The sequence below is a fragment of the Bacteroides caecicola genome, assembly GCF_023337095.1.
Classification (GTDB): domain Bacteria; phylum Bacteroidota; class Bacteroidia; order Bacteroidales; family Bacteroidaceae; genus Phocaeicola; species Phocaeicola gallinarum.
Genome location: NZ_JAMBLM010000011.1, coordinates 1 through 22,602 on the forward strand (window position 1 = coordinate 1; position 22,602 = coordinate 22,602).

Below are 22,602 nucleotides of genomic sequence, written 5' to 3' on the forward strand. Positions count from 1 at the left end.
GCTCTTAACTCAACAGCCTCCTGAACAGGGCATAAAATTCTACCCGTAGCGTTGATGAACGCTACCGCTTGCGTCGATTGTTTCTACCGCTAAGACTGCCTTACGCTACCGCTTGCGTTTTGGGGGTGTTTATAAAATCAATCCAATGGTAAGCAATGTGCCAAATATGAGCATGTTACGCGATGTTTCCCCCAAGATGCGGTTCAACTCTTTCCCCCGGTGAATCTTTGCCATCTTTTGAGTAGTCAGAATATGGGGTATCAGATAGATTTGCGGCAGGAGTGTGGCATAAACCTTTCCGATGAAAAGAAAGTAGAAGCAACACCAGCACGCAGCCATCCCCAACAAGAAGTAGAGTATCAGTCCTGTGCGTGCTCCGAAGCGTACCACTAACGTTTTCTTTCCGCTTATGGCGTCTTGTTCGCGGTCGCGGAAGTTGTTGACCATCAGCAGCGTGTCGATAACCAGTCCGCAGGCAAGCGATACAAACGTAACCGAACTGTTCCACCCGTGCGCCATGACATAGTATGTGCAGCCCACGGGGATGAATCCGAAGAAGATAAGTACCAGCACATCTCCCCACCCGTGATAAGCCAGCGGGTAAGGTCCTGTGGTATAGAGGAAAGCGAAAACGATGCACAGCAGTCCCACGGGAATCATTTCCCACCCCCCGTAATACAGCAGGCAGAGTCCGTCTATCCCCGATGCCACCGTCATCACGCCGATGCCCGCTTTCATGGCGCGCGGAGTAATCCAGCCCTGAGCGCAAGCACGTTCAGGCCCCAAACGGTCTTCTCGGTCGCTTCCCTTCAAGAAATCGTATAAGTCATTGATAAAGTTGGCGTTGATTTGCATCAGAAATGCAAAAAGGAAACACAGCATGGCAGGCATCCATTGGAACTGTCCGTAAATGTATGCGGTGGCACATCCCAGCATTACGGGGATGGCTGCGGCGGTCAGCGTCTTGGGGCGGCTTGCCAGCAACCAAGCATTTATCGAATTTGTTTTAACGGCATTCATGTCTTTCGGTTTTATTAATCAGACGGGCAAAGTTAGTTAAATTAGGCTAATGTTACGCGGATTATTTGTTACTATTTCTTATCTTTCGCTCAACTAAAATCGAAATTTTATGATAAAACATGTATGTGCGGGGCTTACCGCCCTCTTTTTCGCTGCGCTTTCCTTGCAGGCGGAAAACAAAGTTGTCAAGCTGCCTCGTGTGGTTGCTACAAACACGGCTTCAGTGGAAATCAAACAAATAGAGTTGTCCGATACGGCTACCGTGCTCGACATGGGCGCGTGGTATCGTCCCCATTACTGGATTCGCATCAGCAAGGATACGTACCTGCGCGGAGACGACGGAAAGAAATATCCGGTGCGTTTCGGTTCGGGCATCAAGCTGGATACCGAGTTCTGGATGCCGGACAGCGGTACGGCTTCGTTCAAACTCCATTTTCCGGCGTTGCCCAAGAGCGTAAAGTCGTTTGATTTTATAGAAAGCGATTGTGAGGATTGTTTCAAGATTTATGGCGTTTCGCTGCAAGGAGACACCCCTGTTTCCGTGCCTGAAGATTACCGTTCGGCAGAAACCGGTAAACCGGAAGCCTTGCCTGAGCCGCGCATTGAAGGCGGAAACGTAACCGTAGTCGGAAAGCTGTTGGAATACCAACCGTTCTATGACTTAAAGCCCATGTTCCGAATCCCGGAATTATGGCGGGGGAGCTTTGCCGAGCATCCGGTAACGGTTAATGAAGACGGTTCGTTCACTGCTACGTTTGAAGTCGCTTCAGCCACGCAGGTTGCGTTGGTAATCGGTACGATGAACCGCATGACCATGAATCTGTTTGTCTGCCCCGGTGATACGCTGTATGCGGCTGTCAATCTGCCTGAACTTACCCGCCGGAACAGCCATTTGCGCAAAGATGCGCCTACTTTAGGTCAACTTTGTTACTTCCGTGGAAAAATGGCGGCAATCAACAACGAGATGACCACCCGTTTTCCCACGCTTCCCAAAATGCCCGAAGGTCAGGAGTTCATGCTGGATATAGCCGGAATGTCTCCCAACCAATATAAAGCATATTGCTTGGAGAAAGAACGTGCTATCGAAGAAGCCGTGCAGTCGGACGCAACACTCAGCGAAGCCTGCCGCACACTGTATTTGAACAATATCCGTCTGAATTGTATAGACATGTTGAACATGCTTCAGCCTATGTTAGCAGAGGCATTGATAACGCGCGATAAAATCTCGTGGGAAGACGCTTATGCAAAGGTCAGAACCAATCTTCCGGATGTATCTTATTTTGATTACTTGAAAACTTTGCCTGTACTGAATGACCCGCAAGCTATATTTTCGTTAAGTTATCCTCAAAATGTATTATACAGTCGGTATCTGCCCATTGACCCTTCGGAAGGAAAAACAATGTTCCGCCGTTTGCTGGAGAGCGGAAAAGTTGAGGCGGCAGACGTTCCGGTACTGGAGAAATACGATGCTATGCAGAAAGAAAACCAGAAACTGGATGAGGAAGCAGCAAGAAACTTGGCTCAGAAGTACATGGAGGTGCTTCAGGAAATAAGTAATGCAGACCGCAGTTTCATTCTTGATAACATCATTAAGCCGAACTTGAGTGAGGGGAAAGGCTACTATTTCGATTTGCTTGATGTAATGACGTATGCAGGTAAGCTGCAAGATTTCATGCCTTTTACGGAGAGCGACAAAGAGGCTGTCCGTAACATCCGGATTCCATACTTCGTAAACAAGTTGGAGGAGATGAACAACCAGCTGTTGGTAACGATAGAAGAAAACAAGAAGAAAAGCGGTTACACGGTGAACGAAGTAGGAGAAGTAAGCAATGAAGATTTGTTCTACTCAATGGTATCGAAGTTTAAAGGTAAGGTGGTGTTAGTCGACTTCTGGGCAACGTGGTGCGGTCCTTGTCGCATGGCAATGAAGCAGATGCTCCCCATGAAAGAACAGTTGAAAGATAAAGACATTATTTATTTGTTCATAGCAGGCGAAAACTCTCCGAAACAAACGTGGGAAAATATGATACCGGACATTCACGGCGAGCATTACCGCGTAACAGACGAACAATGGAACTTCTTGAGCCAAAAGTTTGCCATCGAGGGCGTGCCCACTTACATTCTGTTGGATAAGGAGGGAGCGATAGCACAGAAATACACAGGCTTCCCCGGCGTAGACACCATGAAGAACCGGCTTTTGGAGTTATGTAAGTAAAAGATTGGGATGTATAAATCTTACCTTATCGTTTTAATGGCGGCGATGGCACTGTTATCTTCTTGTGCCACCGCCTCTTTTTCGCACTACAAAGGAGTAGGGCGCATCAAGCAGTACGACTTTTACAGCGAACAGTTACCCGATTCGTTCGACGGTTTTCGCGTAGCCTTTGCCTCCGATTTCCATTATGAAAGCCGCTTTACATCCAAGCGCCTGCCCGGAGCTATCCGCGCCTTGCAGTCGCTCGATGCCGATGTCTTGTTGCTCGGAGGGGATTATCGGGGACGGAACGGCGGGGATGTCGACGAACTTTTCCGCGCACTGGAGCAAGTCCGCACCCCTTACGGAACATACGCCGTGATGGGAAACCACGAGCGCGGCGAAGCAGACCGGATGGTGCGTGAAGCAATGCAGTACACGGGTGTGCATTTGCTTGAACACCGAGTCGATACGCTTCGGAAAGGAGATGCGTACATCCTGTTGTGCGGAATCCGTAACCCCTTCGACTTAAAAACAAACGGGGTTTCGCCTACGCTGAAGCTAAACCCCGAAGATTTTGTTCTGATGCTGACTCATACGCCCGACTATGTGGAAGATGTAGACGTATCGAATACCGACCTTGCGTTGGCGGGACATACACACGGCGGTCAGGTAAGCCTTTTAAAAAAATGGACTCCCGCTCATTTTTCGAAGTACGGGAATCGCTTTCTTACCGGACTGCGGCACAACAGTCGGGGGATTCCCGTTATCATTACCAACGGATTAGGAACTTCCCGGCGAGACATCCGGCTGTTCACGCCAAGCGAAGTCGTTTTAATCGTACTTCATAAGAAATAATATCCCGATATGAGTGCTTTAATAAAAAGACAGAATAAACAGGTCATCAGAAACGGCTTCCGGCTCCTCCGCCTCCGAAGTCTCCACCTCCGAAGCTGCCTCCGCTGAAACCACCGCCTCCGCCGTGACCTCCTCCACCTCCGAAGAACGGACCGCCCATAAACGGACCTCCCCATCCACCTGGATGATGGTGGTTATCATTGTCTCTTGATTTGCGTTGCTGCCGCTTGATATGTCCGCAATTCGTACAGCGGTAAACCACTTCTTCGGTACGTATTCCGTTTTCTCGCGATACTGTACGCACAGAAAGTTGGCGTAGCGTGTGCTTATGACACTGTGGGCAACGGTTACGCTGGCGGACGCTGTACCATAAAGCAGCAGGAGCGAGTACGAAGCAAGATATAAATATCATCAAAATCAGCATGTCGTCTTCTTCATTGCCTGCCGATGGCTGGCGCTCCATGCTGCCATCAAGTATGCCCCGTACCGCCTGTACGCCGGCAACCATCCCCGCATCCCAGTTTCCCTCAGCCAGCTCCGGATTCATGTAACGCTGTTGAATTTGTTTGCAGAGTGCGTCGGGCAAATCACCTTCCAGCCCGTATCCGGTAACAAACTGGATACACCGCTCCGAAGTAACGAGCAAGATGACCAACCCGTTGTCGCGTTCCTTTTCACCTACACCGGCGTGTCTGCCCAGTCGGTAAGCGAAATCAAAACAGTCGCCTCCCTCTATCTGTTCCACAGCTGCCACAAGCACCTGTATGCCTGTCTGTTTCTCCAGCGCATAGAGTGTGGTATCCATCACCGATACAGCCGCCGATGAGAGAATACCGTCGGGATTGGTGACATAAACATTACCCTGCGAGCGGGGCATGGGCAGGTTCTCCACCGTATATTCTCGCGCTACCAGCGAGATACAGGCAGAGATGAACAGCAACAGGAGCAGCTTGCGCTTCATACCGCTTAGAATTTAACTTCGGGAGCTTTCTCCGAACCCTCTTCTGCTTCAAAGTACGGATGTTTCTCGAATCCGAACATCGAAGCAATGATGTTAGCCGGAAAGCGGCGGATGCTTGTATTATACTGGCGCGCTTCATCGTTGAATTTACGGCGCTCTACGCTGATGCGGTTTTCTGTTCCTTCAAGCTGGGCTTGCAGTGTCTGGAAATTCTGGTTAGCCTTTAAGTCGGGATAACGCTCTACGGTTACCAACAGTCGGCTCAGTGCGCTGCTCAGTTCTCCCTGCGCTTTTTGGAAAGCCGCCATCCGTTCCGGGGTCAGTTCGTCAAGACTTACCGATGTCTGCGTAGCTTTGGCACGTGCCGATACCACCGCATCGAGTGTTTCTTTTTCATGGTCGGCATATCCTTTTACCGTATTAACCAGATTAGGAATCAGGTCGGCGCGTCGCTGATACTGGTTTTCTACGTTACTCCAAGCCGTTTCAACAGCTTCTTCTTTTGAAACAAGCGAGTTATAAGAGGTTACACAGAATATCACCACAAGGGCGAGTATGGCAACTACAATGATCCAAGTTTTTTTCATAACAGATGTGTTTGATTGATTTGTAAATAGTTTCGCCGACAAACATACGGAAAAATCTGAGTTTTTGCGTATCTTTGCCCCACAATTTTTTTTGATGACATATAGTTTATGAAGAATATACGGAATTTTTGTATTATAGCCCACATTGACCACGGCAAATCAACGTTGGCAGACCGCCTGCTGGAGTACACAAACACCATAAAAGTAACCGAAGGGCAGATGCTGGACGATATGGACTTGGAGCGAGAACGAGGCATTACGATTAAGAGCCATGCCATACAGATGGAATACATGTATAAAGGAGAGAAATACGTGTTGAACCTGATTGACACTCCGGGACACGTGGACTTTTCATACGAAGTTTCTCGTTCGATAGCAGCGTGCGAGGGAGCATTGCTGGTGGTAGACGCTTCGCAGGGTGTGCAGGCGCAAACCATCTCAAACCTCTATATGGCGCTGGAACATGATTTGGAGATTATTCCGGTGATGAATAAATGTGACATGGCGAGCGCCATGCCCGAAGAGGTGGAAGACGAAATCATAGACCTTATCGGCTGTAAGCGTGAAGACATTATCCGTGCTTCGGGAAAGACCGGAATGGGCGTGGAAAACATTCTTCAGGCTGTGGTAGAACGCATCCCTGCTCCGGTAGGCGACGAAAACGCTCCGCTTCAGGCGTTGATTTTCGACTCGGTATTCAACTCCTTCCGTGGTATTATCGCTTACTTCAAAGTGGTAAACGGGGTGATTCGCACGGGCGACAAGGTGAAATTCTTTAATACCGGAAAAGAATACGATGCCGATGAAGTGGGAGTTTTGAAGATGGACATGGTGCCTCGCAAAGAGTTGCGTACGGGAGACGTAGGCTATATCATTTCGGGTATCAAAACGTCGCGTGAGGTAAAAGTAGGGGATACGATTACCCACATAGCCCGTCCGTGCGACAAGGCTATCGAAGGATTTGAAGAAGTCAAACCGATGGTCTTTGCCGGAGTTTACCCCATCGAGGCGGAAGATTACGAAAACCTGCGTGCGTCGTTGGAGAAGTTGCAGTTGAACGATGCTTCACTGACCTTCCAGCCTGAGTCATCGCTTGCATTGGGCTTCGGTTTCCGCTGCGGATTCTTGGGCTTGCTCCACATGGAGATAATCCAAGAACGCCTCGACCGTGAGTTTGACATGAGCGTGATTACCACCGTGCCCAACGTATCGTATATGGTGTACGACAAGCAGGGCGGCGTACAAGAGGTGCATAACCCCGGCGGAATGCCCGACCCGACGCTTATCGACCACATCGAGGAACCCTATATCGACGCTTCTATTATTACGGCTACCGATTACATCGGACCCATCATGACCCTTTGTTTGGGCAAGCGGGGCGAACTGATTCGGCAGGATTATATTTCGGGCAATCGTGTGGAACTGCATTACAAGATGCCGCTCGGCGAAATCGTTATCGACTTTTACGATAAGTTGAAAAGTATATCGAAAGGATATGCTTCGTTCGACTATCACCAATCAGGCTTCCGTCCGTCGAAGCTGGTAAAGCTCGACATTCTGCTTAACGGAGAGTCGGTTGACGCACTTTCTACATTGACACACTTCGACAATGCTTACGATTTAGGGCGGCGCATGTGTGAAAAGTTGAAAGAACTCATCCCGCGTCAGCAGTTTGAGATTGCCATCCAAGCAGCTATCGGTGCGAAAATTATAGCCCGCGAAACAATTAAGGCCGTGCGTAAAGACGTAACAGCAAAATGTTACGGAGGTGACGTGAGCCGTAAGCGTAAGTTGCTTGAAAAACAGAAGAAAGGAAAGAAGCGTATGAAACAAATCGGAACGGTGGAAGTTCCTCAAAAGGCTTTCCTTGCCGTACTGAAGTTAGACTAAATCTTTGTCCTGAAAATAGTCTTATAATCAGTGATTTAATTCTACCGCTTATGTTCATGGATTCTACCGTATATGTTGCCTTGTTTATCGGCATGAATTCATGAACATAAGCGGTAGAATTTTTTTGTCATTCAAACCAGTTTTTAAGGCTTGTTTGGAGATTGTTTGCCCATCTATTTTGTAGTTTTCTTTTAAAAAGTTTGTACCATTCTTTTTAATTGGTTACATTTGCTCCACTAAAATTTTAATATTATGAATTGGCTACAAGATTTATTGACGAATCCTAACTCGATAGCCCATATCGTTGCACTTTATGCCTTTGTTATATCGGTAGGTGTCTTGTTGGGAAAAATTAAGTTCTTCGGCATTTCGCTGGGGGTTACTTTTGTCTTGTTTGTCGGGATTTTGGTCGGACACTTCGGATTTACCGGAAATACGTCTATCCTCTCGTTCATACAAGACTTCGGGTTGATTTTGTTTGTATTCTGTATCGGTTTGCAAGTCGGCCCCTCATTTTTTTCTTCCTTTAAGAAAGGAGGTATAACCCTAAACCTGCTTGCGGTGGGGATTGTAACGTTAAACATTGCTGTAGCACTGGCGTTGTATTTTGCTTTACAGGGCCGTGTGGAAATACCGATGATGGTGGGTATTCTTTGCGGTGCGGTAACAAACACTCCGGGGCTTGGTGCTGCCAACGAAGCTTTACAGCAGTTGCATTACGACGGACCGGAAATAGCAACGGGGTATGCGTGTGCTTATCCGCTCGGTGTAATGGGAATTATTCTGTCAATGATTTTAATCCGTTACATTTGCCGTATCGACCTGAATCGGGAGGCGGAAGAAATTCAGCGCGAAGAAGATGAGAATCCACATTTGAAACCTTATACTATTTCATTGAAGGTGCAGAATGAAGCCCTCGATGGAAAGAGTTTGTTACAGGTTCAGAATTTCCTCGCTCGTAATTTTGTATGTTCGCGTATCTATCAAAACGGACATATCCATATCCCGAACGCAAATACCTTGCTTCATGTGGGCGACCGAATGTTCATCGTTTGCGCGGAAGACGACTCGGAAGCTATTTCTGCTTTCATCGGTCCGAAGATAGATGATGTGGATTGGCAGGCAACGGATAAACAGGATAAGCCGATGGTTTCGCGCCGTATTTTGGTAACGCAGCCCAGTATTAACGGTAAGACGTTGGGTGAAATGCACTTCAGCAGCATTTATGGTGTAAATGTGACGCGCGTTAACCGTTCGGGTATGGACCTTTTTGCTGCCCGTAACCTGCGCCTTCAGGTGGGCGACCGTGTGATGATGGTAGGTCCGCAAGATGCTATCGAACGTGTGGCAGGCGTATTGGGTAATCAGTTGAAGCGACTCGACCATCCGAATATCGTAACCATTTTCGTCGGTATTCTTTGTGGTATTATTTTCGGAAGTCTTCCGATAGCAGTTCCGGGTATGCCGACTCCGGTGAAGTTAGGTTTGGCCGGTGGTCCGTTAATCATATCCATCCTGATAGGACGATTTGGTTATAAAGTGAAATTGGTTACCTATACTACCATGAGTGCCAATTTGATGTTGCGCGAAGTGGGATTGGTTTTGTTCCTTGCCAGTGTAGGTATCAAGGCCGGCGGAAACTTTGTTCAGACAGTAGTGGGCGGCGATGGATTACTTTATGTGCTTATCGGTTTCCTGATAACGTTTATTCCGTTGATAATTATCGGAGTTGTAGCCCGCTGGCATCATAGAGTTAATTATTATACGTTGATAGGTCTTATTGCCGGTAGTACAACCGATCCCCCTGCATTGGCATATTCCAATCAGATTTCCGGAAACGATGCTCCGGCGGTAGGTTATTCTACGGTTTACCCGTTGGCAATGTTCCTCCGCATATTGACTGCCCAGTTGCTCATATTGCTGATGGCAGGATAAAGACAGAAAGAAAGTTATAACTGAAATATTCTTATAAGGTGTGGATTGATGAGATAATTCTTTTGGGTGAGAATCTTACAATCCACACCTTTTTATTTTGATACATATTTTAATACTGGTGTTTATGAATTTTCTTGAATTAGTGAAAGCGCGTCATTCTGTACGTAGTTACAAGCAATGCCCGGTTGAACCGGCCAAATTAGATTACATTTTAGAGTGTGTGCGGTTGGCTCCCTCGGCAGTAAACTGTCAGCCGTGGCGTTTTTCTGTGGTAACCGAACCAGACAAACTGGCTCGCCTGAAAGAAACATACGCCCGCGAATGGATTCAGAACGTACCTTGTATAATCGTTGCGTGTGGAAACCATGCCGAGGCATGGCATCGGAAATCAGATGGAAAAGACCATACGGATGTCGATGTGTCTATCGCTGTGGAGCATCTGTGTTTGGCTGCCACTGAACAAGGATTAGGTACATGCTGGGTATGTAATTTTGATACTGAGCGATGCCGACAGGTGATGCAATTGCCCGAAGAACTTGAACCGATAGCTTTGATTCCGATAGGTTATCCTTCAGAAGAGGTTATAGCGGAAAAGAAACGAAAACCGTTGGATGACATTTTATTTTAAAAGAAAAACAGATTCGCGTAAACACAGCCATGCTGGGCAGTATGCGAATCTGTTTTGTTTTTATACGGTTATTTACTTCTGGTTACGGTGTAAATAACCTTTCCGTTTTTATCAATCAAGTGTAATTTCAGCTCTTTTTTATCTGCTGTGATAAGCGAGAAGCCCGATGTGTCACTGCAAAACTGAGTTCCTTCGATGGGTTGAACCTTGCGGCTGAGCGACCCCGAAGTATTAACCACATAGTCGATGTTGCTGCCCGGCTTGCGGATATGCTGGAAGTTATGAATGTGTCCGCATAAATACATGTCTACGTTTTTATGTTTGCGCAGAATGCTGTCTAAACGTTTCTGTAAATCGGTGCGTTCCGAGTCGTTCTTATCCGTGTCGGCATAAATAGGATGATGCCCTACCACCAATACCCAATCTTCTTTCGAGGCAGTCAGTACCGAGTCAATCCATGCCAGTTGTTTGTCTATATCCTGTTTGCAAGCGTCGGGATATTTGTCGGTATCCTTGCGGTACTTGTCGAGTAGCGGAGCCGTGTCTACCATAACGAGCCGGATAGTTATGTCATCGTTTTCTTCTACACGTGTATAGTAGCGTGCAGGCATCCTCCAACGCGCACTGACGTTACTGTAATCAATTACCGCCTGTGTGTTGCCCCGGTATTCATGGTTACCAAGTATCGGATACCACGGTAACATCAAGTCAGGATGACTGTAAATCAGTTCATAGTTGGTCAGCCACAGCGGGTCGTTCACGCTGCGTACACCTTCAAAGTGGTGCACATCTCCGGCAGCCACAACGAACTCTATGTCGATGTTCTCTGCCATCTTGCCCATCATTTCGGCTATCGGTTTCTGGTCGTAATACCCGTTTCTTCCCAAGTCGTTGGCTAAGTAAAAGTTCAACGGCTTTTCCAATCCCGACCAGTCTTGAGGTGTTTGTGCAAAACCGGCGATGAAAAACAATCCCAAACAGAGTGAGATTATAAATCTTTTAATAGTAGTCATAAGAGTTTAAAATGATTAGTTTGTTAATAAATGCGTTACAAAGATGAATACTGATTCTGAAAAGATATTGAAATCGTTTTCGAGCCTGCTTAAAATATTCGGTTAAGCCGAAGAATCAAAAAAACAAGCCTTTGTGTTACCCTAAAAAATGCTATGGGTAGTGTTCCTTGTTCCATGCGGAAGAATTGCCTTGTTCTATTCGAAAGACTTGTCTACTCTATGGGTAGAATTTTCCGGGTTTCAGACATCAGGAAATTTATATTCAGAAAGCTTTCCATCCTGAAATAAAAAAGTCCGGGATAAAAGTGCGTTCCCGGACTTCCTAATCAGATATAATCACTATATCTGAACTTGGAATTTAGAAAAGGATTATTCAATTCCGTAAGCTCCGAAATGATTTGCCACAGCCGGAGAGGTATAAGTTTCTCCGTTGACGGTCAAACCCGAAGTTTGGAAGAAAGGAGCCATTGTAGCATCGGTTCCGTCATACGCACCGGTAAGAACCGGAGAACCGCTTTGTACATGGAAGTCCCAACTGTCGTCATAAGTGTAGCTGGTCAGTGAAACTCCGTTGATGTCGAAGTTTACAAACATCGGGTCTTTGCCATCTTCTTGCGTAGCGATGAGGCTGTGAGCATCTACCACCCCTTGATTATAATCTTCGTGAGCGTAGTTGTATCCTTCCCAAGCGTAAGCCACACCCGATTCGTCTTCGAATACGATTTCACTTTCCTGACTTCCTGAAGCGTAGTAGTTATAGTCGATAACCGAAGCGTCGGCATAACCTTCTTCAGGGTCGTTGGCAAGTGTATAGCTCGGAGTCATGGCTCTGAACTTGCAGTTTACCATCAGGTTATTGAATACATGTACAAGTGCATTCTTTTCTACATAGATGCAACCGCCTTTTTCTCCGTCTCTGCGCCATCCTGAGTTGATGATGGTATTGTTATAGGCTTGGATGAGCGCCTGTCCGCGTGTTTCGCTCTGTCCGGAGCTTGACAGTTTCAATCCGTTTGTGTTGGGGCTGAACATGATGTTTCCGGCAACGTCTACCTTACATCCGGCTTTTACGTTAACGGCTTCGGCACCGTCGTAACCGTTGGCAGCAAACGTGTTGTTGGCAATGATGGCATTACCTCCCATCAGATAAATACCGTCGCTCCATCCGTTGCGGATAATTGAGTTGGTGATGACATAATTACCGTTGATATTGTTTGTCGTGATTTGCGGGTAAGCATCATCTCCGGCAGTATAGATGCCGGCAGAAGCAGCGGGCGAACCATCAGTTACTTGTCCGCCGGTATATTCGATGATGGTATGGTCGATAAGCATTTCGTCGCATGACTCTGTAGCTACTATACCGCCCCACATACCTTTCAGCGTGTTGTCTTCCGTACGTTCTGCTTCAGGGATGGAAAGAAGAACCGGATTGGCTTCCGTACCCTCGCAATACAAATTACCTTCTACGGTGAACTCGATGGGCACATGATTCGTACCTACACCCGATGTGCTGAATATAACCTGTACACCTTCTTCGATAGTCAGCGATTTTCCTTCGGGGACAGTGATGTGTCCGCTTACGTTGACAACAGAGTTTGCCGTCCATGTACCTTCTACTTCACCCGATACGGTTTCAGTCTGTTCAGGTTCGTCATTTCCAGTTCCACTGCCACCGTTGTTTGTCGGTTGGTCATCGTCACTACATGCAGCGAAAAATGACATAGCCATCATCGCCGTTCCTGCTAATAAATACTTCTTAAAGTTCATGTGTATATAAAATTAGTATGTAAAGTTAGTTATTGTCAGATGCTGTTTTATAGTTTATATCTCACTCCGATCATGAAAGACTGTCCGTGCCACTCTTTGCGTTCAATAACATTTCCGCCCGTACGTTCCGAGTCAACGTTTTCCGTACGCGAACTGCTGTGAATGTAGCGCAGCACCGGCATGTTGAGCAAATTAGATGCTTTGGCAAAAATGGCTATCCCGTTTTTGAAGCTCTTTTCCACCGATGCGTCTAACTGTGCATAACCTTTCTCCCATATATCGTCTTCGTACCAATTTGAAATATCGCTCAAACGTTTTCCCGTATAGCTTCCGGCTATCTGTCCTTCCCATCCGTATTTGGTGCTCTTGAAGAGGAGAGACAGGTTGGCTACGTGGGCAGCCTGACCGAACAAGGGGCGCGACTGGCGGATGGATTTCACCTCTGAGCCGTCCATGATTCGCTTGTCGGTAGTAATCTTTGAGTGCGTATAGGTATAGTTCGCCTTAATGCCAAACCAGTTGAAATACTTCATGATATCAACTTCCACCCCTAAGTTCTTGGCGTTACCGAAGTTCATCGGTTTGTAGTATGTATCTTGTCCTTCGTTTATCAGTCCGTACTCAATCGGGTTTTTCAGCTTTTTATAGAAAAGCCCCACCATGAACTGTTCAGACGATTTGGGGAAGAATTCATAACGCAGGTCGATATTGTCAGCCACCGTATGCAGCAAGTCTGGATTACCTTTCTCCTTGTAATCTTCATTGATGATGGTATAAGGTACGATTTCGAAGAAACTCGGACGGTTGATGGAACGTGCGTAAGAGAAACGCAGGTTCGCATTGCGATGCACATTGTACTTGGCATGGAAGCTGGGTAGTACGTCCGTGTACTTCTGGTTGCCTTCCGGGTCAGCGTTGTCTGTCGGGAACTTCAATACATATCCCTGATTGGTGTGCTCCATGCGGACACCGGCTATAAGTTCCCATTTGTTCCATGTATATTTCACCATACCGTAAGCCGCACCGATTTTCTCCGTGGCATCATAATTCAACGGGTCACTGATGTTTCCATACGTACGTGGAGTAAATAATATTTCATCGTAGTTGTTCCAGTCGTCTCCTTTATATTGCAAATCTCCGAGACCGGTAGCCGAATCGAAAGTATATTCGTTGAAGAAACTGTCGCGCTTTTTGTCACGGTACATACCACCGATAGAAAAATCGAATACAGAACCACCGTCTAATTTCAATTTGTACATCAAGTCTATGTATCCCGCCTTGTCTTTATCCGAGTTATGTTCCCAACGCCGGGTAGCCGAATCGGTGTTTTGTAGGTGGCTTCCCTGCATGAAGATTTCGGCACGGTCGGGTGTTTCACTGTACGCTTTCGATAGTACCGCCGACCAGTTCAGTCGTAAAGCATCATCGTCGAGAAAAGCATGTTCGCCTTTCAGCGTTGAGTTGATGATGTATTGATGCTCCCACATCATGCGTACCGAACCTTCTTGGTCATCGTGCGCATCTTTTACCTCCGCTTCACGCATATCCATGTAACCGTTATACCACGTCAGTTTATGATGCGGGTTGATATGATAATCCAGCTTGGCGTGAGCGCCGATACGTGTCTGCTGTGATGAATAATTGCGGTATTCAATGCCGTTATGACTTGTGCCGGGCTGGTAATACAGATTGCTTTCCTTGCCGCGATACGTGTTTAAGAAACTTCCGGCAAGCATTACTCCCAACTTATTATCGAAAAAGCGGTCGCCGTACGAAAGCCCAGCCGTAAGGTCGGGAAGCGGTTTCTGCCATTTCATGCGTAAGTTATCTGTCTTAAAGTTATCCATTGTCACACGGTTATCTTCGGGCATCCCCATCGCTTCGTAAGGAGATTTCTTTACGATGGCACCGTGGTTGAACGATTGGAAATCGCGGTCGAAATACATGGCGTTATATCCGGTTGAAATGTTGGCCGTAAACTGGCGTTCCGTTGGGGCATCTTTCATGATTAAGTTCACAGCCCCGCCAATACCGTCGCCTTCCATGTTGGCAGTGAGCGATTTGGTGACCTCTAAGCGGTCAAGCATTTCCGACGGGAATATATCCAGCGGCACAAAACGGTTTTTGTTATCCGGACTCGGTATCTTTACGCCATTCACCAGCGTGTAGTTGTATCGCTTGTCCATGCCTCGCAGGATGGCGTACTGACCTTCTCCGCTGCTGTTCCGCTCTACCGTTACGCCCGACATACGCTGAATCACGTTGGCAACCGTGATGTCGGGCGACAGTTCGATGGCTTTCGCACTCATCACATTTACTACGTTCATGGCAGTCCGTTCGATGCTTCGTGCACCCGCTTCGGTACGTCCGGGGTTGGTAGCCACCACCGTAACGCTTTCCAGTAATACATCGTCGCTCTTCATCGGGATAATTACTTCCGAATCTTTAGAGCCGATTTCAATTTCGTATTTCTTATATCCTACATACGAACACACCAGCGTATATTTAGGACGGTTTACCGTCAGGTTAAAACTACCGTCCAGTCCGGTTACAGTGCCTTTCGAGGGGTCTTCCTTTACGATGACGGAAGCTCCGATGATTTCCTCTCCCGTTTGGGCATCTTTGATTTTTCCTTTGATGTCTCCCGCATACAGATTACTGCTTGCCAGAAACAATGTACATAACACTAAATTTAATTTCATCCTTTTCTTTTTTGATGTTGCAAAGGTAGAGGGGGCGTTTTACATGATGATTTCGTTCATATTTCAAAAAGAATACAGAATAGATACAGAATAAATACAAAATTTAACCAAAATTGCTTTGTATGGGCGAGATGGTCTGTGCGGACTGTTGGTGAACAGACCTCTGAGCTTTTTTAACTTTTCTGTCCGGCGAAAGAAGGGGAGAAATTCTTTGGTTACATACTCGGAAAACGCAACCGTTAGTGTTGCTCATCCCATGCGGATAAGTTGGTCGGTTCTACCCATAGAGTTACCCCGTTCTATGGGTAGCGTTTTCAAGCTATATATAAAGGAAGGTAAGCCGTAAAAAGAAAAATCCATGCGGATGTTTTTTATAGGAAGCATCCGCATGGATTAAATAATGATTCGAATGGAGTTTCTGCCCGCTAAGGAAATGTTGGGGATTAGTTGTTACTGTGTGCCGACGGCAAAGAGATAGCCGAAGTAACTTGCTGCCAATACCGCCGCACGTCTTTCCAGTGGTAATACGGAGCCTTGTCTGTCTTTACGGGCAACGTAACTTCTCGTTCGTTTAAAAGAAGTTTCACCAAAATGTCTTCGCTTCCGGCTTTGCGGTAAAAAATGAGTTGTACGTTGCCACACATGGGAATAATCCGGTATGTACGATAAGTATCGGCTATTTTTTGCCAGTCGGATGTAGCTTCGGTCAGCCGGTTGATACCCATCAGCGCAGCGAGCGGCGCCAAATTCGTATCGTGTCCGTAGCGCAGGCTGACAGCGTTTCTTTTTGAGGCAATCACCGTATCTGCCGTTTCAATAAAGTTGTCAAGCAGATTTTTTTCCAGTTTATACATACACGAACCGCTCAGCGGAGAAGCCCCCTTTTCATAATACCACTCAAAGTTGTTCCGTTGCCATAAGTCGTAGCGTTCGTCATCGGTAAACAGGAAAGAAAGATTCTCCTGCCCGTAACTGCTTTGACTGATGCCATCCAGTTCAAATAAATCGGCCATCAGTTTTGAAGGCTCTTTTACATACTTGCTGTCGGTGAATAATTGTTTCATCAGCCGGTCGGGATGAATATATATGCAATCCGCCGCACGATATACACTATCAGCATTCGCTAAGTGAATAGCCTCGTAAGCCTCGTTCTTATATTTAATGTAATAAGCATCGTGTTCACTGGCATCGGTTGTGATGTTGAGTTGAGGATTTAAGCCTTTCAGCTCCACACAAGCTGCCGCCATCGACAAAAAAGCACGTGTCTTATATGTAGAGCGTGCATCGACATGTGTTCCATTTGTAAATACCTGCGGGTAGTTTTCATACATGCGGCGTATTAACTCCCGGTGTTGCTGAGCCCCTTTCGGTGTCAGCTCGCCATACCTACCCTCCGCCTCTTTAGCTAAGGCTTCTACTATTCGTAAGGCATGTTTCCCGTCATCGGTTAATATCCCCTTGTTTGCCGCTTCCTTTAAAATGGCAAGCGGTTCATCGTATTTCTTCTTTTTGGTAAGATAACGCGACCCGTGACGTGCAAAGGCAGAGATATAAAACGGTTTGTATCCGTCGGGAGCAGCAGTGAGAGACGTTTTTGGCGCTTGATAAGCATAATACTTTCCTGCGGCGAATGCAGGATTTGCTTGAATTTCCTCTGATGCACTTTGTCCGGCAGCCGGCAAGAACGTTCCGGCAATCAACATTGAAATAATAAATCTTTTCATCCTTCTTTTAATTTTTGCGGGTGTAAAGGTAGGTATCTTTTCGGGAGTGTCCGATGAAAAAATCGGGCTGATTGACTCGGAACAGGCAAATGAAATAATGTTGTAATGTGTTTGTAATACAAAAGGATATCACCGAAAAATAATGTTTGATTTTGTAATTAAGGGGAAAAGATATTAGAGTGGGAGAAAGATTTGTTTGTTAAAATGTGTTTAGATGAAAGTAAATATTTTCATAAAATACGATAAATTCAATATAATTTTATATATTAGCGGCACTGTTAATTGAAAGAAATCGCTTTATCGTATAAATAAATAAAATCATACATAAATTTGTATGAATATAGATTATAGATATATTAACCTTAAATTTGTTAGTTATGCAGAAACGATCATTTCTTGTAGTTGTAATGTTCCTGATAGGAACGTTGTTTACGAGTTTGTATGCGCAGACGCATACAGTTACCGGTAAGGTAACGGATAAAGAAATGGGAGAACCATTGATTGGTGTGAATGTTTTGATTAAAGGGACATCCACAGGTACTATTACCGATTTCGATGGTAATTACACGCTCGAAGCATCTGCTTCTGATGTTTTGGTATTCTCGTATGTCAGTATGAAATCGATTGAAGAACCGGTAGGCAACCGGAGCACAATCAACGTAGTCATGTCGTCTGATTCGGAAGTCTTGGGCGAAGTGGTGGTAACTGCGATGGGTATCAAACGCCAATCGGAAACCTTGACCTACTCGGCACAGACAGTGGGTGGTAAAGATGTGAACGACATCAAGAGCGTTAATATGATTAATTCGCTGCAAGGTAAAAGTGCCGGTCTTACCATTACTCCGAACTCAACCGGTGCCGGAGGTTCTTCTAAAATCCTGTTCCGTGGAAGTAAGTCTATCAGCGGAAGCAACCAGCCTTTGATTGTTGTTGACGGAGTTCCGGTTATGAACAGTGTCAGCGATGATCAGGTTGACAGTAACTATGGTGGTCAGCGAGATGGTGGCGATGTGATGTCGACTATCAATCCCGATGACATCGCTTCAATCACTTTGCTGAAAGGTGCATCGGCAGCAGCATTGTACGGTGCGGTGGCAGCCAACGGTGCAATAATGATTACCACCAAGTCTGCACAATCGGGCAAAGTAGCAATAAGCGTGTCAAGCAACACCACGATGGAAACTCCGATGATACTTCCCGAATTCCAGAACCAGTATGGTGTGAGCGACAGCGGTATGTATAGTTGGGGAGAGAAACTGTCTGCCGAAGCTCCCAACTATGCGAAAGAGTTTTATCGCGTAGGGTTCACCACTAATAACTCTATTTCGCTTTCGGGAGGTGGTGAAAATATTCGTTCTTACTTCTCTTACGGTAATGTTTATTCGCAAGGCATTACTCCTACCAACGATTACCGGAGCCATAATTTGAACTCTAAAGTGGGCTTTGATTTGTTCGAGAAAAAAGTGCATGTTGACTTTAGTGCAAAATTCACCAATCAGCATATCAAGAACCAAGCGGCTGCGGGTTATTTGTTTAATCCGCTGACGGGTGTTTACCTTTTCCCGCGTGGTGAGGATTGGAATTACTATAAAGAAAACTTCGAAGTGTACGACCCGGCTCGCGGCATTAACGTACAAAACTGGACCAATACGTTGCAGGAACAGTTTGGTAATCCTTACTGGATGTTGAACCGTCAGGCTTCCGTAGTAGACCGTAACCGTTATGAATTTGGCGGAAGCATCAAATGGGATATCAACGAAGACTGGAACATTCAAGGACGTATGCGTTATGAAAGAGGCGAAGAACATTGGGTAAACAATCTGTATGCTTCCAGTGCCGGCGATAAATACAAGATGGGACGTATGAAAGATAACCGTTACTTCAGCGACCAGCTTTATGGTGACGTATTGATTAATTATAGCCATACATTCGGCGATTTCTTTGTGACGGCTACAGCTGGTTCCAGCTTTACGAAGAGTAAAACCTCTCATGTTGATATGAATGCTGAAGGTGAAGTCTTTACATCTCCGGGTTCGGGCAACGTATATTACCCCAACATCTTTGCGCCGGGAAACTATTATAAAAACATGTTCGTACTTGGCAATAATGATTTCTGGAATACGGAGAAACGTTTGAATGCTGTGTTTGCTACGGCTCAGGTAGGTTGGAAAGATGGTTTGTTTATTGATGTTTCGGCTCGTAACGACTGGTCTTCAGCCTTGTCATTTACTGAAAGCTGCTCGTTCTTCTATCCGTCAATAGGCGGTAGTTTCCTGATGAACAAGTTTGTTGATATGGGTAAGAATGTCGATTTGTTTAAGTTCCGTGCCAGCTACTCTATCGTAGGTAACGACGTGCCTGTATTTATGACCAATTTGCTTTACCACTTCGTTAAGGATGGTAACGGAGCAATAGCAGCTCCCGATAACGCACCGTTCCGTACGTTGAAGCCGGAAAAGACCCATTCTATCGAAGTCGGTTTTGACGGTACGTTCTTCCAAAACCGCTTGACATTGGGATTAACTTACTACAAAACCAACACCAAGAACCAGTTCTTCTCTGTAGCTGCTCCTTATCAGTCCGGTTTGCGTAACCGTTATGTAAATGCCGGTAATGTTCAGAATCAAGGTTTTGAAATCTCCGCAGGATGGTATCAGCAGTTTAATAACAACTTTAGTTGGAGTACGAATTTCAACCTTTCTTATAATGATAACCAAATTAAAGAGTTGGTTGATGACCTGCCGAATGGTTTGACTTTGACTGACTTTGGCGGTGCGAAGATTATCTTGAAAGAAGGAGGTGAATACGGTGATTTGTATGTACGTCACATTATACGCAATGAAGACGGTACGCCGGTGAAGGATGCTGCCACAGGTAAACCGCAAATAAGCGGCGACAGTACTGAAGATATGATTTATGCAGGCAACATGAATTCTAAAGTAAATGCCGGATGGACAAATACATTCCATTACAAAGATTTCACTTTGTCGTTCTTGATTGATGCGCGTTTTGGTGGCAAAGTTCTGTCAATGACTGAAGCTACATTAGACGGTTGGGGCGTTTCCAAACGTTCAGGCGATGCACGTAATGCAGGAAAAGTAGTGGTAGACGGCGTGGAATTTGATCCGAAGGCATGGTATACCACAACGGGTAGTACCAGTTACAATACTCCGTATGCGAATGAAAACTATGTTTACGATGCTACTAACGTTCGTTTGCGTGAATTAAGTTTCGGTTATACATTCCGTAATCTTTTCGGTATCGGAAAGAATCTGACAGCTTCTATCATCGGACGTAACTTGTTCTTCTTCTATAAAGACGCTCCGGTAGACCCGGATGTATCTCCCGGAACTGGAAACGGTGTTCAAGGTATAGATATGTTCGGATTACCAACTTCACGTAGTTTTGGTTTGAACTTAAAACTTAACTTCTAAATCTTTGTAACTATGAAACGAAATAAACTTTTTACATACGCTTTAATAATGGCATTGCCTGTGCTGGGCGGTAGTATCGTGACGTCTTGTACGGATAGTTTTGAAAGTTTGAATACGAGCGATGCACAAGTTAATCCGGACGATCTTCCTTTTTCTTCCCAATGGTTGGAGCCTATGACGTATTGTTATCCGCCTCAACAGAATATGTTCCAGTTCTGGACCAACTTGACCATCGACTGGTATAGCGGTTACTTTATGACTCCTAACGGAGGCTTTACGAACTGTAAAATGGCTGTTAACCGTGGACATAGCGGCGGTATGCACGAGAATTACTATTTGCATATTTTCAATAATACACGCCGTATCATTGCCAACTGCGAGGAACAAGAAGAAAATATCTTGGCAGCTGTGATGCGGATTGTACAGGCTTATGGTACGCTGATGACTACCGATGCTTACGGTCCGCTGGCTTATACGTCAGTAATAGAAGCCGACGATTATACCACTTCTTACTACTTCGACAGCCAGCAAACCATCTACACCTCTATGTTGAACGATTTGGGAAATGCTGTGAAAACACTTGAATCTATTAATGAAACCAATGATGCTACCGAACTTCAGAATTTGGCGAGTGCGGATGTATGGTGTGGAGGTGACATCGGATCATGGATTCAGATAGCCAATACGATGCGTTTGCGTATGGCACTTCGTTTGTCAAAGCGTGTTGACGAAATGAGTGCGGCAGGAGTCGACCTGAAAGCCATTGCCAAAGAAGCTGCTCGCAATACATTGGCAGCTTCCGGAGGTAAGGATATTTTAATTAATAAAGGGCTTGAAAACGAAATGTGGCTGATGTTCAACTGGGGTGACTGTGGATTTAATGCCAACTTGGTTACTTTGATGAGTGGAATGAAAGACCCTCGCCAACCGCTGTATATGACGAAAAATACCGATGAAATTTTGCATAAAGGGTATACGAAAGAATCGAAAGACGGTACTACCACCTATTACAAAGGTACGGGCGATAGCAAAACTCAGGTAGAACAAAGCGAAGCTGTGTCAGCTCCGACCAACTCAGGTTATTACGGAATCCGTTTTGCATTTGATGTTCCTAACAAACCGAACAGCTGGAGTACGCTTTCCGGATGGATTCAAGGCGATAATGGTTCTTCATACTCTATGCCGTTGCCTATATTCAAAGGAGCAGAAAGCTATTTCTTGTTGGCTGAAGCTGAACTCCGTGGATGGATTACAGCGCAAGAAGCAGGTGGCTCTGTACAGGAATTGTATGAAAGAGGTGTAAGAGCTTCCATCCAAAACGAGGTGGATTACCGTGGTCCGTATGCTAATTTAACTACTCCCATCAACGCTTCTGCCGCAGCCGATGAATACCTGAACCAAACTTCGGGTCAAGCAGATTTGGATGACCCCATTGACGATTCTCTTGACCATGAGGCTATGAATCATTTGGGTGCAAAATGGGTAGGTGGCGACCAAGAACAGCAACTGGAACAAATTATCATCCAGAAGTATTTGGCTTTGTTCCCCTTATCTACCGAGGCATGGGCTGAACAGCGTCGTACTGGATATCCAAGACTATTCCCTGCTCTTATTAATCAGGGAGGAGCCAGCTACGTAAATATGGAAGAAGGTCTGCGAAGAGTGATTTACAGTTCGAATGAATATGATACAAACGCGGCAGAACTGAATAATTCCGGACTAAAATTGTTAAACGAAGAAAATACAAGTAAAACAGGCATAACTGGCGATAACGGAGGTACTCGTGTATGGTGGGATAACGCCAATAAGGGCAACTTCTGATAACGCCGGGGAAGCTGATGGCGTTTAGCTCCCCTTTTGAATTTCTCTATTACTATAAGTCCCATGAC

At 45.8% G+C, this 22,602-nt stretch carries 14 protein-coding genes; 7 read left to right on the plus strand and 7 right to left on the minus strand.

What is annotated here, in order from left to right; all coding sequences use genetic code 11:
• Positions 1-129 precede the first annotated feature (129 nt).
• Entirely contained in the window at positions 130-1,020 is an 891-nt protein-coding gene (locus tag M3085_RS10915; protein WP_249052999.1) for a 1,4-dihydroxy-2-naphthoate polyprenyltransferase, read from the minus strand.
• A 109-nt stretch (positions 1,021-1,129) separates the two neighbouring features.
• On the opposite strand from M3085_RS10915, the gene M3085_RS10920 reads away from it, so the two are divergent.
• On the plus strand, positions 1,130-3,235 hold the full coding sequence (locus M3085_RS10920) for a TlpA family protein disulfide reductase (protein WP_249053000.1): 2,106 nt from the start codon (positions 1,130-1,132) through the stop codon (positions 3,233-3,235).
• Between the two features lie 9 nt (positions 3,236-3,244).
• The gene (locus M3085_RS10925) at positions 3,245-4,072 is read left to right on the plus strand and encodes a metallophosphoesterase (protein ID WP_249053001.1); all 828 of its coding nucleotides are present in this window, start codon (positions 3,245-3,247) and stop codon (positions 4,070-4,072) included.
• A 46-nt stretch (positions 4,073-4,118) separates the two neighbouring features.
• Here M3085_RS10925 and M3085_RS10930 read toward each other — a convergent pair whose 3' ends face one another.
• Complete coding sequence (locus M3085_RS10930; RefSeq protein WP_191710062.1) at positions 4,119-5,033, minus strand: TPM domain-containing protein; 915 nt, start codon at positions 5,031-5,033, stop codon at positions 4,119-4,121.
• A 5-nt stretch (positions 5,034-5,038) separates the two neighbouring features.
• Positions 5,039-5,620, minus strand: a complete 582-nt coding sequence (locus M3085_RS10935) for a LemA family protein (protein ID WP_178256704.1) — start codon at positions 5,618-5,620, stop codon at positions 5,039-5,041.
• A 108-nt stretch (positions 5,621-5,728) separates the two neighbouring features.
• On the opposite strand from M3085_RS10935, the gene lepA reads away from it, so the two are divergent.
• From lepA to M3085_RS10950, 3 genes are all read left to right on the plus strand, one after another.
• Positions 5,729-7,510, plus strand: coding sequence for a translation elongation factor 4 (gene lepA / locus M3085_RS10940; protein WP_191710063.1), 1,782 nt, complete (start codon positions 5,729-5,731; stop codon positions 7,508-7,510).
• 252 nt (positions 7,511-7,762) lie between these two features.
• Complete coding sequence (locus tag M3085_RS10945) at positions 7,763-9,445, plus strand: putative transporter (RefSeq protein ID WP_249053002.1); 1,683 nt, start codon at positions 7,763-7,765, stop codon at positions 9,443-9,445.
• Positions 9,446-9,569: 124 nt separating this feature from the next.
• Positions 9,570-10,073, plus strand: a complete 504-nt coding sequence (locus tag M3085_RS10950; protein ID WP_191710065.1) for a nitroreductase family protein — start codon at positions 9,570-9,572, stop codon at positions 10,071-10,073.
• Between the two features lie 68 nt (positions 10,074-10,141).
• On the opposite strand, the gene M3085_RS10955 is transcribed toward M3085_RS10950, so the two are convergent.
• The 4 genes from M3085_RS10955 to M3085_RS10970 form a co-directional block, all read right to left on the minus strand.
• Complete coding sequence (locus M3085_RS10955; protein ID WP_178256701.1) at positions 10,142-11,086, minus strand: metallophosphoesterase; 945 nt, start codon at positions 11,084-11,086, stop codon at positions 10,142-10,144.
• A gap of 369 nt (positions 11,087-11,455) precedes the next feature.
• On the minus strand, positions 11,456-12,853 hold the full coding sequence (locus M3085_RS10960; RefSeq protein ID WP_249053003.1) for a right-handed parallel beta-helix repeat-containing protein: 1,398 nt from the start codon (positions 12,851-12,853) through the stop codon (positions 11,456-11,458).
• A gap of 47 nt (positions 12,854-12,900) precedes the next feature.
• Positions 12,901-15,555: a TonB-dependent receptor gene (locus M3085_RS10965; RefSeq protein ID WP_249053004.1), complete on the minus strand. Its 2,655-nt coding sequence runs from the start codon at positions 15,553-15,555 to the stop codon at positions 12,901-12,903.
• 443 nt (positions 15,556-15,998) lie between these two features.
• Positions 15,999-17,279: a histidine-type phosphatase gene (locus tag M3085_RS10970; protein WP_178256698.1), complete on the minus strand. Its 1,281-nt coding sequence runs from the start codon at positions 17,277-17,279 to the stop codon at positions 15,999-16,001.
• Positions 17,280-17,656: 377 nt separating this feature from the next.
• Between M3085_RS10970 and M3085_RS10975 the strand changes: the two genes are divergently transcribed.
• Both M3085_RS10975 and M3085_RS10980 read left to right on the plus strand, forming a co-directional pair.
• Positions 17,657-20,713: a SusC/RagA family TonB-linked outer membrane protein gene (locus tag M3085_RS10975; RefSeq protein WP_178256697.1), complete on the plus strand. Its 3,057-nt coding sequence runs from the start codon at positions 17,657-17,659 to the stop codon at positions 20,711-20,713.
• A gap of 12 nt (positions 20,714-20,725) precedes the next feature.
• Positions 20,726-22,534, plus strand: coding sequence for a SusD/RagB family nutrient-binding outer membrane lipoprotein (locus M3085_RS10980; protein WP_249053005.1), 1,809 nt, complete (start codon positions 20,726-20,728; stop codon positions 22,532-22,534).
• Positions 22,535-22,602 lie beyond the last annotated feature (68 nt).